Origin of the sequence: Pseudomonas pseudonitroreducens (assembly GCF_021603645.1) — a bacterium.
In the GTDB taxonomy this organism is placed as follows: Bacteria; Pseudomonadota; Gammaproteobacteria; order Pseudomonadales; family Pseudomonadaceae; genus Pseudomonas; species Pseudomonas pseudonitroreducens.
In genome coordinates, this window is sequence record NZ_BQHJ01000002.1 from 436,014 (window position 1) to 449,298 (window position 13,285).

Annotated in this window: 13 protein-coding genes; 2 read left to right on the forward strand and 11 right to left on the reverse strand. The window is 62.6% G+C overall.

The features are described 5' to 3' along the window. Position 1: 1 nt before the first annotated feature. From L6D89_RS06090 to L6D89_RS06110, 5 genes are read right to left on the reverse strand one after another with little or no spacing between them, the layout of a single operon-like run. Complete coding sequence (locus L6D89_RS06090) at positions 2 to 2,134, reverse strand: type IV pilus secretin PilQ (protein WP_236199092.1); 2,133 nt, start codon at positions 2,132 to 2,134, stop codon at positions 2 to 4. 53 nt (positions 2,135 to 2,187) lie between these two features. After that, entirely contained in the window at positions 2,188 to 2,712 is a 525-nt protein-coding gene (gene pilP, locus L6D89_RS06095) for a type 4a pilus biogenesis lipoprotein PilP (RefSeq protein ID WP_236171211.1), read from the reverse strand. Continuing rightward, positions 2,709 to 3,359, reverse strand: a complete 651-nt coding sequence (gene pilO / locus L6D89_RS06100; RefSeq protein WP_236199093.1) for a type 4a pilus biogenesis protein PilO — start codon at positions 3,357 to 3,359, stop codon at positions 2,709 to 2,711. Before pilO ends, pilP begins: the two co-directional genes overlap by 4 nt. Beyond that, positions 3,356 to 3,949, reverse strand: coding sequence for a type 4a pilus biogenesis protein PilN (pilN, locus tag L6D89_RS06105; protein WP_236171209.1), 594 nt, complete (start codon positions 3,947 to 3,949; stop codon positions 3,356 to 3,358). The genes pilO and pilN overlap by 4 nt, the downstream gene beginning before the upstream one ends. Next, complete coding sequence (locus L6D89_RS06110; RefSeq protein ID WP_236171208.1) at positions 3,949 to 5,013, reverse strand: pilus assembly protein PilM; 1,065 nt, start codon at positions 5,011 to 5,013, stop codon at positions 3,949 to 3,951. Before L6D89_RS06110 ends, pilN begins: the two co-directional genes overlap by 1 nt. Positions 5,014 to 5,198: 185 nt before the next feature. Here L6D89_RS06110 and L6D89_RS06115 point away from each other — a divergent pair, with 185 nt between their 5' ends. Together L6D89_RS06115 and L6D89_RS06120 are read left to right on the forward strand one after the other, a co-directional pair. Continuing rightward, positions 5,199 to 7,628, forward strand: a complete 2,430-nt coding sequence (locus L6D89_RS06115; RefSeq protein WP_236199094.1) for a penicillin-binding protein 1A — start codon at positions 5,199 to 5,201, stop codon at positions 7,626 to 7,628. A 176-nt stretch (positions 7,629 to 7,804) separates the two neighbouring features. Then, on the forward strand, positions 7,805 to 8,272 hold the full coding sequence (locus L6D89_RS06120; protein WP_236199095.1) for a hypothetical protein: 468 nt from the start codon (positions 7,805 to 7,807) through the stop codon (positions 8,270 to 8,272). On the opposite strand, the gene L6D89_RS06125 is transcribed toward L6D89_RS06120, so the two are convergent. The 6 genes from L6D89_RS06125 to L6D89_RS06150 all read right to left on the reverse strand — a co-directional run bounded on the left by L6D89_RS06125 (position 8,266) and on the right by L6D89_RS06150 (position 13,259). Continuing rightward, on the reverse strand, positions 8,266 to 8,760 hold the full coding sequence (locus tag L6D89_RS06125) for a YgjP-like metallopeptidase domain-containing protein (RefSeq protein ID WP_236199096.1): 495 nt from the start codon (positions 8,758 to 8,760) through the stop codon (positions 8,266 to 8,268). The genes L6D89_RS06120 and L6D89_RS06125 overlap by 7 nt on opposite strands. 49 nt (positions 8,761 to 8,809) lie before the next feature. Then, on the reverse strand, positions 8,810 to 9,580 hold the full coding sequence (locus L6D89_RS06130; protein ID WP_236199097.1) for a class I SAM-dependent methyltransferase: 771 nt from the start codon (positions 9,578 to 9,580) through the stop codon (positions 8,810 to 8,812). A gap of 37 nt (positions 9,581 to 9,617) precedes the next feature. After that, entirely contained in the window at positions 9,618 to 10,049 is a 432-nt protein-coding gene (locus tag L6D89_RS06135; protein ID WP_236199098.1) for a hypothetical protein, read from the reverse strand. A gap of 102 nt (positions 10,050 to 10,151) precedes the next feature. Continuing rightward, positions 10,152 to 11,216, reverse strand: coding sequence for a class II fructose-bisphosphate aldolase (fba, locus tag L6D89_RS06140; RefSeq protein WP_024764154.1), 1,065 nt, complete (start codon positions 11,214 to 11,216; stop codon positions 10,152 to 10,154). 120 nt (positions 11,217 to 11,336) lie between these two features. Continuing rightward, a complete protein-coding gene (locus tag L6D89_RS06145; protein ID WP_236171203.1) occupies positions 11,337 to 11,672 on the reverse strand; it encodes an MliC family protein in 336 nt (111 codons plus the stop codon). Between the two features lie 423 nt (positions 11,673 to 12,095). Continuing rightward, positions 12,096 to 13,259 carry a phosphoglycerate kinase gene (locus L6D89_RS06150; protein WP_236199099.1) on the reverse strand — a complete coding sequence of 388 codons (1,164 nt, stop codon included), beginning with the start codon at positions 13,257 to 13,259 and terminating at the stop codon, positions 12,096 to 12,098. Positions 13,260 to 13,285 lie beyond the last annotated feature (26 nt).

The following is a 13,285-nucleotide window of genomic DNA, read 5'->3' on the forward strand; positions in this document are numbered from 1 at the left end:
ATCAACGGCCGACTGCAATGGCCTGATTATTCATGATCCGCGGAGTAAGGAAAACCAGCAGCTCGTTCTTGCTGTCGGTTACCGAGTCGCGACGGAACAGTCGGCCCAGGAACGGAACGTCGCCCAGGAACGGAACCTTGTCGGTTGCCTTGGTCTGGGTGTTGGAGAACACACCACCGATCACGATGGTTTCGCCATCGTTGACCAGTACCTTGGCGTTGACTTCGTTCTTCTTGATCGGCGGCACGCCGTTCAGCGCGTTGGCGTAGTCCGGTTCGTCCTTGTTGACCTTCACTTCCATGATGATGCGGTTGTCCGGAGTGATCTGCGGAGTCACTTCCAGGGACAGCGCCGCCTCCTTGAAGGACACCGAAGTCGCACCACTCGAGCTGGCTTCCTGATACGGAATCTCCGAGCCCTTGAGGATCTTCGCGGTTTCCTTGTCGGAAGTGACGACCTTCGGCTGGGAAACCACCTCGCCGTTGCCGCCTTTCTCCATGGCGGACAGCTGCAGGTCGAGAATCGCGTTGTTGGACACGAAGCCGATGCCAATGCCGGAGGTGGCGTTGGTCGCGCCCAGGTCGACAGAGGGAGTCGGCGAGTTGTTGGTGGTCGGCAGCGTACACCCACCGGTGAACGGACCACAGCTGGTACCGTTGCTACCACCTACACCAATGTTGCCGTCCTTGCCCCAGCTGGCCCAGTTGCCGAAGGTGAAGGCGCCACCCCAGCGAACCCCGAGGCTCTTGCTGTAGTCGACCGATGCTTCGACGATACGAGCTTCGATCATCACCTGGCGAACCGGAATGTCCAGCTGGGCCACGATACGACGCAGCTCGTCCAGTCGATCCTGGGTCTGGTAGGCGATGATGGCGTTGGTGCGATCGTCGACAGTAATCGAACCACGATTATCCGCGCCACCAGCACCCGGCGCTCCACCGGCACCAGTCACCGACTGGAACAGCTTGGCGATGTCCGACGCCTTGGCGTAGTTCACCTGGATCAGCTCACGGCGCAGCGGGGCCAGTTCGGAAATCTGCTTCTGCGCTTCGAGCTCCTGGCGTTCGCGAGCGGCAATTTCGTCCGCCGGAGCGACCAGCAGGACGTTACCGACCTTGCGCTTGTCCAGCCCCTTGGTCTTCAGCACCAGGTCCAGCGCCTGGTCCCACGGCACGTTCTGCAGGCGCAGGGTGATGCTGCCCTGAACAGTGTCGGAAGCGACCAGGTTAAGGTCGGTGAAGTCAGCGATCAGCTGGAGGACCGAACGGACATCGATGTCCTGGAAGTTCAGCGACAGCTTCTCGCCGGTGTAGGCGAAGGTGTCCTTCTTGCGCTTCTCCGCATCATCCTGGGTCAGCGGCTTGATGCTGACGGTCATGCGGTTGTCGGTCTGGTAAACGAGATAATCGTACAGGCCGGTGGGTTCGATAGAGATGCTCGCCTTGTCACCGGCAGCGGAGGCGTTGACGAACTGCACCGGCGTGGCGAAGTCCTTCACGTCCAGACGAACACGCAGGTTGTCGGGCAGTTGGGTACGCGGGAAGTCCAGGCGAATCTTGCCGCCCTGTTCCTGAATGTCGGGGCTGACAGTCGGATCGGACAGATCGATCACGACGTTGCCTTCGCCCTGCTCACCGCGCTGGAAGTCGATATTGCGGATCGCCTTGCCGGCCGGAATGTAAGGCTTGGGCTGGGCCGGTTTGGCAACCGGCGCGGAAGACGGTGCAGCAGAAGCGTAGGAGCTGGAAGTTGCGCCGGCCCCGCCGACCACGACGTACAGGTTCGAACCTTCGGCACGCGTGGTGTATGGCACCAGGGTGCTCAGATTGACGATCAGGCGGGTACGGTCCTTGGCCTCGACCACGGTCAGGCTGCGGGCATTGCCCACTCCCAGCTCGCGGTTCTTGCTGCCCAGTTTGTTCTGCACGCCTGGCAGGTCCAGCGCGATGCGCGCCGGCTGCTCAATGGTGTAACCACGCGGCGCAGCCACCGGCTCGTCGAAGCCGAGTTTCAGCTCCACGCGGTCGCCCGGCAGGGCTGCGACATCGACGCTCTGCAGGTTCGCGGCCAGCAGGGCCGGCGCAAATACGGCCGCGAGCACGGAAATGCCCAGGCGGGAAAGCTTTCTATTCATCGTCTGAATCCGTCGTGCAGACTGCTGTTTGTTATCCATGTTCATCCCCGCCCTTAGGAGCGTTCCTTGAGAGTCAGGCTGCGCGGACGCTCCAGCCAGCCGCCCTCACCATCAGGAACGATTTCAATCACGTCGATCTTGGCTTCGCTGATCGCAACGATCTTGCCGTCGTTGCGCCCAAGGTAGTCACCCACTCGCACTCGGTGCACCCCTCCTGCACCTTTGACGAGGGCAAATACCTGACTGTCCTTGGCCAGGGTACCGACCATTTCGAAGGTTTCGATGTTGAACCCCTCGAGGAACTGCTTGACCCGGGTTTCGTCAGGCTTGACGACCTTGTTGCCCTTTTGCTTCACCGCCAGGTCGATCTTCACCGGCGGCTGGAACGGGCTACGCAGGGACGAGGCGCTGTAGGTGAACGCCTCGTAGGCCTGGAACTTCGGCAATGGTTCGATAGCGCCCTTGGGACGCGCCCGGACTTCATCCAGGTAGGCTTGCAAGTCGGCGAAATCGCCTCCCGAGCCACAACCGTTCAAAGTCAGGAGCAGGAAACTGCAGATAATCAGGCGCCCCCTCATTTATTGGCTCCTGCAGTCGGGGCAGCTACTTTCACGCCCTTGTCGTTGTACCGATAGGTTTTTGCCAGGATGCTCATGCGCAGCTTCGAGGTGCTATCCGGGCTTTCCGGCTTGATCTCGAAATCATGCAGCGTGACGATCCGCGGCAGGCTGGCCACACCGCTGACGAAGGTTGCCAGGTCGTGGTACCCGCCCACGACGCTGATCTGGATCGGCAGCTCGATATAGAACTGCTGCGCGACTTCCGGCAGCAGCTTGATCTCTTCGAACTCCAGACCACTGCCCAGGCCTGTACGCGTGATGTCCTCCAGCAGCCCTGGCACCTCGGTATCGCTCGGCAGCTGCCGCAGCAGGGCACCGAAGGACTCTTCCATCTCCTTCATCTGCACCTTGTAGGCATCCAGGTTCGCAGCCTGGAATGCCTTGGCCGAGAACTGCTGCTTGAGCGTCTGCTCTTCCTCGCGATTTTGGTCGAGTTGCTCCTGCAGCTCCTTGAGATGGAAGTTGTACCCAAGCGCCAGCACCACGGCCACCACCAGTACGCAGGCGATGAACTTGACCGCCGCTGGCCAGGAGCCGACGTTGTTGAAGTCAAGATCGTTGATATCGATCTTGCGCAAGCTCTCCAGAGAACTGGCCAGACTCATTTCTTGGCTCCTTGCGCAGCGCTCTTCTTATCCTGATCCTCGCTGCCGGGCTGGGTCTGCTGCACCGTCAGCTGGAACACGTTCGCCTGATCCAGGGCACCCTGGGTAACTGCTTTCACCTCGGTCAGGTTCGGCGATGTCAGCCACTCCGAGGAGTCCAGATTACGCATGAGATTGGACACGCGATTGTTGGACTCGGCCGCGCCGGCAATGGCGATGGACTTCCCGTTCATCTTCAGGCCGGTGTAGTACACGCCGTCCGGCAAAGTGCGAACCAACTGATCGAACACCCGGCCAATGATCGGACGGTTGCCTTGCAGGTCCTGAATGATCTTCATCCGCTCCAGCAGTTGCTGGCGGCGAGTCTTCAGCTCGCTGATCTCCTTGATCCGCGCATCCAGCACGGCGATTTCCTTGCGCAGGAAATCGTTGCGCGCATTCTGGTTCTCGATGGCCGAATTGAAGTACTGGTCGCCCAGGAAGATCACGGCTCCGGAAGCCAGCAACACAGCGCCCAGGATCACCAGGAAGCGCTGCTTGCGCTCCTCACGCAGCTGCTCCCGCCACGGCAATAGGTTGATGCGTGCCATCAGTCGAAACTCCTCATCGCCAGACCGCAGGCAATCATCAGCGCGGGCGCATCACTGGCCAGCGCACCGGCGTTGACCTTGCCGCTCAGCACCATGTCGGCGAACGGGTTGGCCACCAGGGTCGGAGTACCGATCTTCTGCTGGATCAGGCGATCCAGGTCAGGGATGGACGCAGTGCCTCCCGCCAGCAGGATGTAGTCCACATCGTTGAACTGGCCGGCGGCGAAGAAGAACTGCAGCGAACGGGATACCTGCTGAACCACGGCATCCTTGAACGGCTGCAGCACCTCGCTGTCGTAGTCATCCGGAAGACCGCCCTGCTTCTTGGCAAGACCGGCTTCCTCGACCGACAGTCCATAACGACGCTGGATTTCCTCGGTAAGCTGGCGCCCGCCGAAAAGCTGCTCGCGCGTATAGATGGTGCGACCGTGGTGCAGGACGCTCAGCGTGGTCATGGTGGCGCCGATGTCGACCACCGCAACTGTGAGCTCGTCGGCATTGCCGCCCAACTGGTCTCCCAGCAGACTGAACGCTCGCTCCAGCGCGTAGGCCTCGACGTCGACGACCTTGGCCGTCAGACCTGCGAGCGCCAGCGCAGCCTCGCGCACTTCGACGTTCTCCTTCCGACAAGCGGCGAGAAGAACATCGACGCGATCCGCATTGCGCGCGGACGTGCCCTGCACCTCGAAGTCGATCGCGACCTCTTCGAGGGGATAGGGGATGTACTGGTCGGCCTCGATCGTGAGCTGGTTTTCCAGCTCATCATCAGAGAGCCCACCGTCCATCTCGATGGTTTTAGTGATAACCGCCGAGCCGGCAACCGCGACCGCAGACGTTTTCACGGCGGTGCGCGCCTTGGCGACCACGCGTGACAACGCCTGGCCGACACCCTCCAGCTCAGCGATGTTCTTTTCTACCACTGCATTGGGCGGGAGCGGCTCGACAGCGTAGGCCTCTACCTTGTAGCGGCCTCCAGAGCGGCTCAATTCGAGAAGTTTGACCGAAGTCGAACTGATGTCTATCCCCAGCAGCGTGTTCGCTTTCTTATTGAAGAGCCCTAGCACGACTGATTTCCTATCAGCATCCGAGACTTACGGACGATTTATGTTTTTCCACATTAGATACCAGACTTGACAGCTTCGCAAATGGCTCGCCAGCAAAAAAACTGCTTATAATGTGATCAGCTTTTCCCTTTTTACCGCGCCATCCGCTTAACTCTTTCTTTTCTCTGGAAATCCAAGACCTTCCGATGCGCCTGCTGAAGTTTCTGTGGTGGACTTGCGTCACCATTATTTGTGGAGTGCTGCTCAGTTTCAGCGGCGCCTATCTGTACCTCAGCCCGAACCTCCCGTCCGTGGAGGCCTTGCGCAACGTGCGGTTGCAGATGCCGCTGCGCGTGTACAGTGCTGATAACAAATTGATAGCAGAGTTTGGCGAGATGCGCCGAACGCCGATTCGATTTGCTGAAATCCCCCCGGATTTCACCCACGCACTGTTATCGGCTGAAGATGACAATTTCGCCAACCATTATGGCGTGGACGTCAAAAGCCTGATGCGTGCTGCCGCGCAATTATTGAAAACCGGTCACATACAGACCGGCGGCAGCACCATCACCATGCAGGTGGCAAAGAACTACTTCCTCACCAACGAGCGAAGCTTCTCCCGCAAAATCAACGAGATACTGCTCGCCCTGCAGATCGAGCGCTCGCTCACCAAGGACGAAATCCTCGAGCTCTACGTCAACAAGATCTACCTGGGCAACCGCGCCTACGGCGTGGAAGCCGCCGCTCAGGTCTATTACGGCAAATCCATCAAAGACTTGAGCCTGGCGCAGATGGCGATGATCGCCGGCCTGCCCAAGGCACCCTCGCGCTACAACCCGCTGGCCAACGCCGCGCGAAGCCTGGAACGGCGCAACTGGATTCTCGAGCGCATGCTCAAGCTCGGCTTCATCGACCAGCAGCGCTACCAGGCCGCGATTCAGGAGCCGGTCGGCGCTTCTTATCACGTCCAGACGCCAGAGCTGACAGCCCCCTACATCGCCGAGATGGCCCGCGCCGAGCTGGTCGGTCGTTTCGGTGGCGATGCTTACACCGAGGGCTATCGCGTCTACACCACAGTGCGCAGCAATCTTCAGGAAGACGCCAACACCGCCCTGCGCGAAGGCCTTCAGGATTACGACCAGCGCCACGGCTACCGCGGCCCGGAAACCCGCCTCCCCGGCAAGACTCGTGACGCCTGGCGCCAGGCCATCGCACAGCAGCGCCCGCTGGGCGGCCTGGAGCCGGCCATCGTTACCCAGGTCGAGAAGAGCGGCGCCATGGTCATGACCCGCGACGGCAAGGAAGAAGCCCTGAGCTGGGACGGCATGAAGTGGGCCCGTCCCTATCTGAGCAACAACAGCATGGGCCGCATGCCCAGCCAGCCCAGCGATGTAGTACAGGCCGGTGACGTGATCCGCGTGCAGCGCAAGGACGATGGCTCGCTGCGCCTGTCCCAGGTACCGGCCGCGCAGAGCGCGCTGGTGTCGCTCAACCCGCAGGACGGCGCGATCATGGCGCTGGTGGGCGGTTTCTCCTTCGAGCAGAGCAACTACAACCGCGCCACCCAGGCGCGTCGCCAGCCCGGCTCGAGCTTCAAACCGTTCATCTACAGCTGCGCGCTGGACAACGGCTTCACCGCCGCTTCGCTGATCAACGATGCGCCAGTGGTGTTCTACGACGAGTACCTGGACAAGGTCTGGCGCCCGAAGAACGACACCAATACCTTCCTCGGCCCGATCCCCATGCGTGAGGCACTGTACAAGTCGCGCAACATGGTTTCGATCCGCATCCTCCAGGCCCTGGGCGTCAATCGCGCACGCGACTGCATCAGCAAGTTCGGCCTGAACAAGGATGACCTGCCGCCGAACCTCTCCATGGCCCTGGGCACCGCCACCCTGACCCCGATGGAAATCGCCAGCGCCTGGACCGTCTTCGCCAACGGCGGCTTCAAGGTTTCACCTCACGTCGTGCAGCGCATCGAGAGCCGCGATGGGCAGGTGCTGTACCAGGCCAACCCGCCGAGCATTCCGCAGAACGAGGAACAGGTGCAAACCCCGCCGCAACCGGCCGCCACCGACGCCTTCGGCAACGATGACCCGAGCCAGGCCAAGACCACCATCGAGCCGGCAGCCGCCGAGCGCGTCATCGATGCCCGCACCGCGTACATCATGACCAGCATGCTGCAGGACGTGATCAAGCGCGGCACCGGCCGTCGCGCCCTGGCACTCAAGCGCGATGACCTGGCGGGCAAGACTGGCACCACCAACGAGTCGAAGGATGCCTGGTTCTCCGGCTTCAATGCCGACTTCATGACCACCGTGTGGGTCGGCTTCGACCAGCCGGAAAGCCTCGGCCGCGCCGAGTACGGTGGCAACGTCGCCCTGCCGATCTGGATGCGCTACATGGGCGCGGCATTGAAAGACAAGCCGTCGCACCTGCTGCCCGAGCCACCTGGCCTGGTCAGCCTGCGGATCGATCCGGTCACCGGCCGCGCAGCGCCTCCGGGCACGCCGGGAGCGTACTTCGAACTGTTCAAGAACGAAGACACGCCACCCTCGATGAACGAACTCGCGCCCGGCAGCGCTCCCGGCAGCGGCATGCCAGCCGACGAAGAAGCGCCGATCGATCTGTTCTGACGCAAAGGCCCCTCCCAGGAGGGGCCTTCTCATTTTCGGGAATCATTCCCGATAAAATCATGGCATTTAGCCAAATCATTGATTAATCTGGGCTTTGCGGCGGCGAACAACCCCAGACGACCGACCCCATCCGGCGCGTCAGGGGCTTCCCGCAGCAACTTCATCAGGAGCTTCGAATGCCGCGCCCCCTGCTTGGCTGGTTGTTCTGCCTGATCGCCCTCATGCTTGGCGCACCTCTGCTACGCCTGCTCGCGCAGCCCCGTTCGCTCGAACCCGCCCCTGATCTCGTCTATCTGGACCAACTGTTTGCCGTGCTGATTGCCAGCGCCGGCCTGGCCGGGCTGTTCATCGCTTTCCTGCTGCGGCTCGCAGGGCGAATCCTGGTGGCATTGCTGCTCCTGGTACCGGCCATCATCCTTTGCGCATGGCACCTGACCCATACCCACCTCGGCCCGGTATCACCGACGACAGAACAATACGAGCTGCTGCTGGCGGGCCTGGCGGTCTACGCCGTGGCGCTGGCGGGTATCCACTGGCTGAACCAGGGCGAGGGCGGTCCGCGCAAAGCGCTACGCTACCTCGGCCTCGCCTTGCTGCTGCCCTGGTGCCTGGGGCTGTTCTACCTGGGGCGCCTCTATTACTGAGGCAGGTCGCGCCAGGTCAGGTAGACGCGCAAGTCGAACTCCAACTGGTGGTAGCCGGGCAGCATATGCTCGCAAAGCTGGTAGAAGGATTTGCTGTGGTCGCGCTCCTTCAGGTGCGCCAGCTCATGGACGACGATCATCTGCAGGAACTCGGGGGCCGCCTCCTTGAACAGCGAGGCAACGCGGATTTCCTTCTTCGCCTTGAGCTTGCCGCCCTGCACCCGCGAGATCGCCGTGTTCAGCCCCAGGGCACGCTGCACCACGTCCAGTTTGTTGTCGTAGAGCACCTTGTCCACTGCCGGCGCGGTGCGCATGTACTGCTGCTTGAGGTCCATGGCGTAGCTGTACAGCGCCTTGTCGCTCTGCACGTCGTGGCGACCGGGGTAGCGGCGCTCCAGGTACTCGCCGAGACGATCCTGCTCGATGAGCTGGCGCACCTGGTCCTGGAGTTGCGGCGGATAGGCCTGGAGATAGCGAAGCGGCGACATGGGGAGCGACTGGCGGAGGAAACAGCCACCAGTCTACCCCATTCGCCAATCAGGACAGCGCGCGAGTGCTGTAGGCCTCGGTGCGATAGGGCACCGCGATCTCGTCGCGTCCCTTGAGGTCCGGATGGCTGGCGATCAGCTCGCGAAGTTGCTCGGCGACACGCTGCTTCTGCTCTTGCGGCAACATGGCAATGAAGCTCACCGAGAGGATTCGCGCGACGATCACCTGCTCCGGCGGCCCCACGTGCTGGTAGCTGAACTCGCGCAGGCGCAGCGGCTCGAAGCGCGCGCCAGAAAAGGCCTGACGCCACAGCCCGGTGTGGAAACGCGGCGTGCTGCCTTCATAGCGCTCGACGATGCGCGCCATCTCGGCAACCCAGTCCACCCGCTCATCGCGCACATTCCAGACCAGGCCCAGGTGGCCGCCCGGCTGCAGGACGCGATGAATCTCACGCAGCGCGCGCTCGTCGGCAAACCAGTGGAAAGCCTGAGCGCAGGTCAACGCATCGACTCTGTGCGCCGCGAGCGGAATGGCCTGGGCGGTACCGTTGAGCACCTTCACCGCTGGCAACTTCTCGCCCAGTTGCTCGCGCATCGCCGCCACCGGTTCGATAGCGGTGACCTGCGCGCCCGTGCGCACCAGCAGCGAGGTGAACTTGCCGGTACCTGCGCCAAGATCGACGACCTCCTTGCCAGCGCCGACCTCCAGTTCCTCACCGAGCCAGCCCAGCAACTCGTCCGGGTAGTCGGGGCGCCCGTGGGCGTATGTCTTCGCCTCGCGGGCGTAACCCTCCCGCGCACTGCCATGTACATCCGTCATTGTGCCTCCAGAGCCCGCCCGAGCTGAGCACCAGCGCTCAGCGCAACCGGCAGGCCTTGCCGTCAAGACTGGTCTTTCCATCAAGATAGTCACGGTAGCAGCTGAGCAGGCGCGATTCCTTGACCCGGCAGCGTTTCTGTCGGCACTCGCTGGAAAACTCGAAGCGACCGCCGTCCGGATCGGCCAGCTGGATACGAATGGCCGGCCAGCCTTTCTTCGGCGCTTTCTCGGGAGTACTGAGCACGCGGTTCTCGTTCTCCACCAGGGCTGCGCCCGCCTCAGCGTAATCGAAGACGAACAGCAGGGTGCGTGAGGTCTTCAGCGTGCACTCCTGGTGAGTCAGGCAGTTCTGCGCGTCCACTGGCAAGTCCACTGGCAGCTTGGGTGGCGGCGCAACAGGCTCGGCCGGGCGCAACGAACAGCCGGCGACGAGCGTCAGCAGCAGGATGGAAAGCAACGCACGCAGCATCGGCGATTTCCTTCTGGCGGATACGAAAGAGCCCCGCAGGGCGGGGCTCTTCAGCTCTCCAGCTGTTCAGAAACAGAGCGAGAGCGGGAACCGGGCTCGAGATCAGTTGACCTTCGACACCAGCTCACCCTTGGCGTAGCGCTGGAACATGCCTTCCAGGGAGATCGGCTTGATCTTCGAGGCATGGCCGGCGGTGCCGAAGGCTTCGTAGCGAGCGATGCAGATATCACGCATGGCGACGATGGTCTTGGCGAAGAACTTGCGCGGGTCGAACTCGCTCGGCTGCTCGGCCATCATGCGGCGGATGGCACCGGTGGAGGCCAGGCGCAGGTCGGTGTCGATGTTGACCTTGCGCACACCGTGCTTGATACCTTCGACGATTTCCTCGACCGGCACACCGTAGGTTTCCTTGATGTCGCCGCCGAACTCGTTGATCACCTTCAGCCACTCTTGCGGCACCGAGGAGGAGCCGTGCATCACCAGGTGGGTGTTGGGGATGCGCTTGTGGATTTCCTTGATGCGCTCGATGGAAAGCACGTCGCCGGTCGGCGGCTTGGTGAACTTGTAGGCGCCATGGCTGGTGCCGATGGCGATGGCCAGGGCGTCGACCTGGGTCTTCTTGACGAAGTCAGCGGCTTCTTCCGGGTCGGTCAGCAGTTGGCTGTGGTCCAGCACGCCTTCGGCGCCCACGCCGTCTTCTTCGCCGGCCATGCCGGTTTCCAGGGAGCCCAGGCAGCCCAGCTCACCTTCCACGGATACGCCGCAGGCGTGGGCGAAGGCAACGGTCTGCTGGGTCACGCGGACGTTGTACTCGTAGTCGGCCGGGGTCTTGCCGTCTTCCTTCAGCGAGCCGTCCATCATCACCGAGCTGAAGCCTAGCTGGATGGAGCGCTGGCAGACGTCAGGGCTGGTGCCGTGATCCTGGTGCATGCACACCGGGATGTGCGGGAATTCTTCGATGGCCGCGAGGATCAGGTGGCGCAGGAAGGGCGCACCGGCGTATTTGCGGGCACCGGCGGAAGCCTGCACGATCACCGGGGAATCGGTCTTGTCGGCCGCTTCCATGATGGCGCGCATCTGCTCCAGGTTGTTGACGTTGAAAGCCGGAACGCCGTAGCCGAACTCGGCGGCGTGGTCCAGCATTTGGCGCATGCTGATGAGTGCCATGGTCTTCGCTTCTCCCAGAAGTCAGGCTCGGTTACACGAGCCCCTTAACTACAAGTTTGGAAGCCTGCCGCAGGGGCAGGCCGTGTTCAAGTCTTCCGGCACACGCCGGACAATCGGCGCTCAGGGCGCCTTGCAACCACGGCCGATCAGGTCGTTGCTCTCGACCCAGTAGACCAGGCCCTGGTCGCCTTTGATGCTCAAGCCGATCAGCCCGTCGCTATAGAAAGCGCCGGAGCCGCCGGGTTCCTCTTCCAGGTGATGGACAACGTCGTCCTCACCCAGCTTCAGGTCGACCACCGACTTGCTGGGATCGACGTAGCGCCACTGCACCTCGGCCTTGCTGTCACAGACCCAGTGGTTCCAGCCACTGCCCGAAGCCGACTTGCCGCCGGACGAATGGCTCGAGCAGCCCGCCACCAGCGATAGGGCCAGGGCCGGGACGATATAACGCAGCATCGGGCGACTCTCCTTCGGGCGGACGCGCCGCCGGATATCCAATGCGCCAGATTGCCCGTCCCGCCGCAGGAACGCCAGTGCCGCCTGCGCCAGGGCGCGGACGGCACTGCCAGTTCGTGATCCCGACCGCCGGGCGAGGCCTCAGGGGCAGTTCACCGGCTTCTGGTCAGGAGTCGGATCGCCGCTACTCTGGCTTTCCACCCGCTCGCGGTTCTGGTCCGAAGGCACCATGACCGCGGGCGGGCTCATCACTTCACAGGTACTGGGTGTTCCGCCGCCTCCGGCGCAACCCACCAGCACGAGGCAAAACGACAACAGAGGGGTGACAGCTCGCATGACCGTTCTCCTTGGCATCCGTACAAGGCTTGTGACCCGAGGATGTCGCGGAGGTTTGCTTTACTGTCGCCCCGGCAGCGCGCCGGCTCAGGCCTTGGCGCGCTGTTCCAGTACTTCCACGGCCGGCAGGACCTTGCCCTCGACGAACTCGAGGAAGGCACCACCACCGGTGGAAATGTAGGAAATCTGCTCGCCGATGCCGTATTTGTCGATGGCAGCCAGGGTGTCGCCACCGCCGGCAATGCTGAAGGCGGAACCTTCGGCGATGGCCTTGGCCAGTGTCTTGGTGCCTTCGCCGAACTGGTCGAACTCGAACACGCCGACCGGACCGTTCCAGAGGATGGTCTTGGAAGTCTTCAGCAGCTCGGCGAACTGGGCGGCGGTCTTCGGGCCGATGTCCAGGATCATGTCGTCGTCGGCCACGTCAGCGATGTCCTTGACGGTGGCAACGGCGGTCTCGGCGAACTCCTTGGCAACCACCACGTCCACCGGCAGCGGTACGCTGACCTTGGCGGCAATGGCCTTGGCGGTGTCGACCAGATCGGCTTCGTACAGCGACTTGCCGACTTTGTGGCCCGCCGCGGCGAGGAAGGTGTTGGCGATGCCGCCGCCGACGATCAGTTGGTCGCAGATCAGCGCCAGGCTGTTCAGCACGTCGAGCTTGGTGGAGACCTTGGAGCCGGCGACGATGGCGGCCATCGGGCGCGCCGGGTTGCCCAGGGCCTTGCCCAGGGCTTCCAGCTCGGCGGCCAGCAGCGGGCCAGCAGCGGCGACCTTGGCGAACTTGGCTACGCCGTGGGTGGAACCCTCGGCGCGGTGGGCGGTGCCGAAGGCGTCCATGACGAACACGTCGCACAGGGCGGCGTATTGCTGGGCCAGTTCGTCGGCGTTCTTCTTCTCGCCCTTGTTGAAGCGCACGTTCTCGAACAACACGACTTCACCCGGCTTCACCTCGACGCCGCCCAGGTAGTCCTTGACCAGCGGCACAGCGCGGCCCAGGGCCTTGGACAGGTACTCGGCAACCGGCTGCAGGCTGTTCTCTGCGGAGAACTCGCCTTCGGTCGGGCGACCCAGGTGCGAGCAGACCATCACCGCCGCGCCCTTCTCCAGAGCCAGCTTGATGGTCGGCAGCGAGGCCAGGATGCGCGCGTCGCTCTTGACCACACCGTCCTTCACCGGAACGTTGAGGTCTTCGCGGATCAGTACGCGCTTACCTTGGAGGTCGAGGTCGGTCATCTTCAACACGGTCATGACAGTCAGTCCTGTAGGGGCTGTTT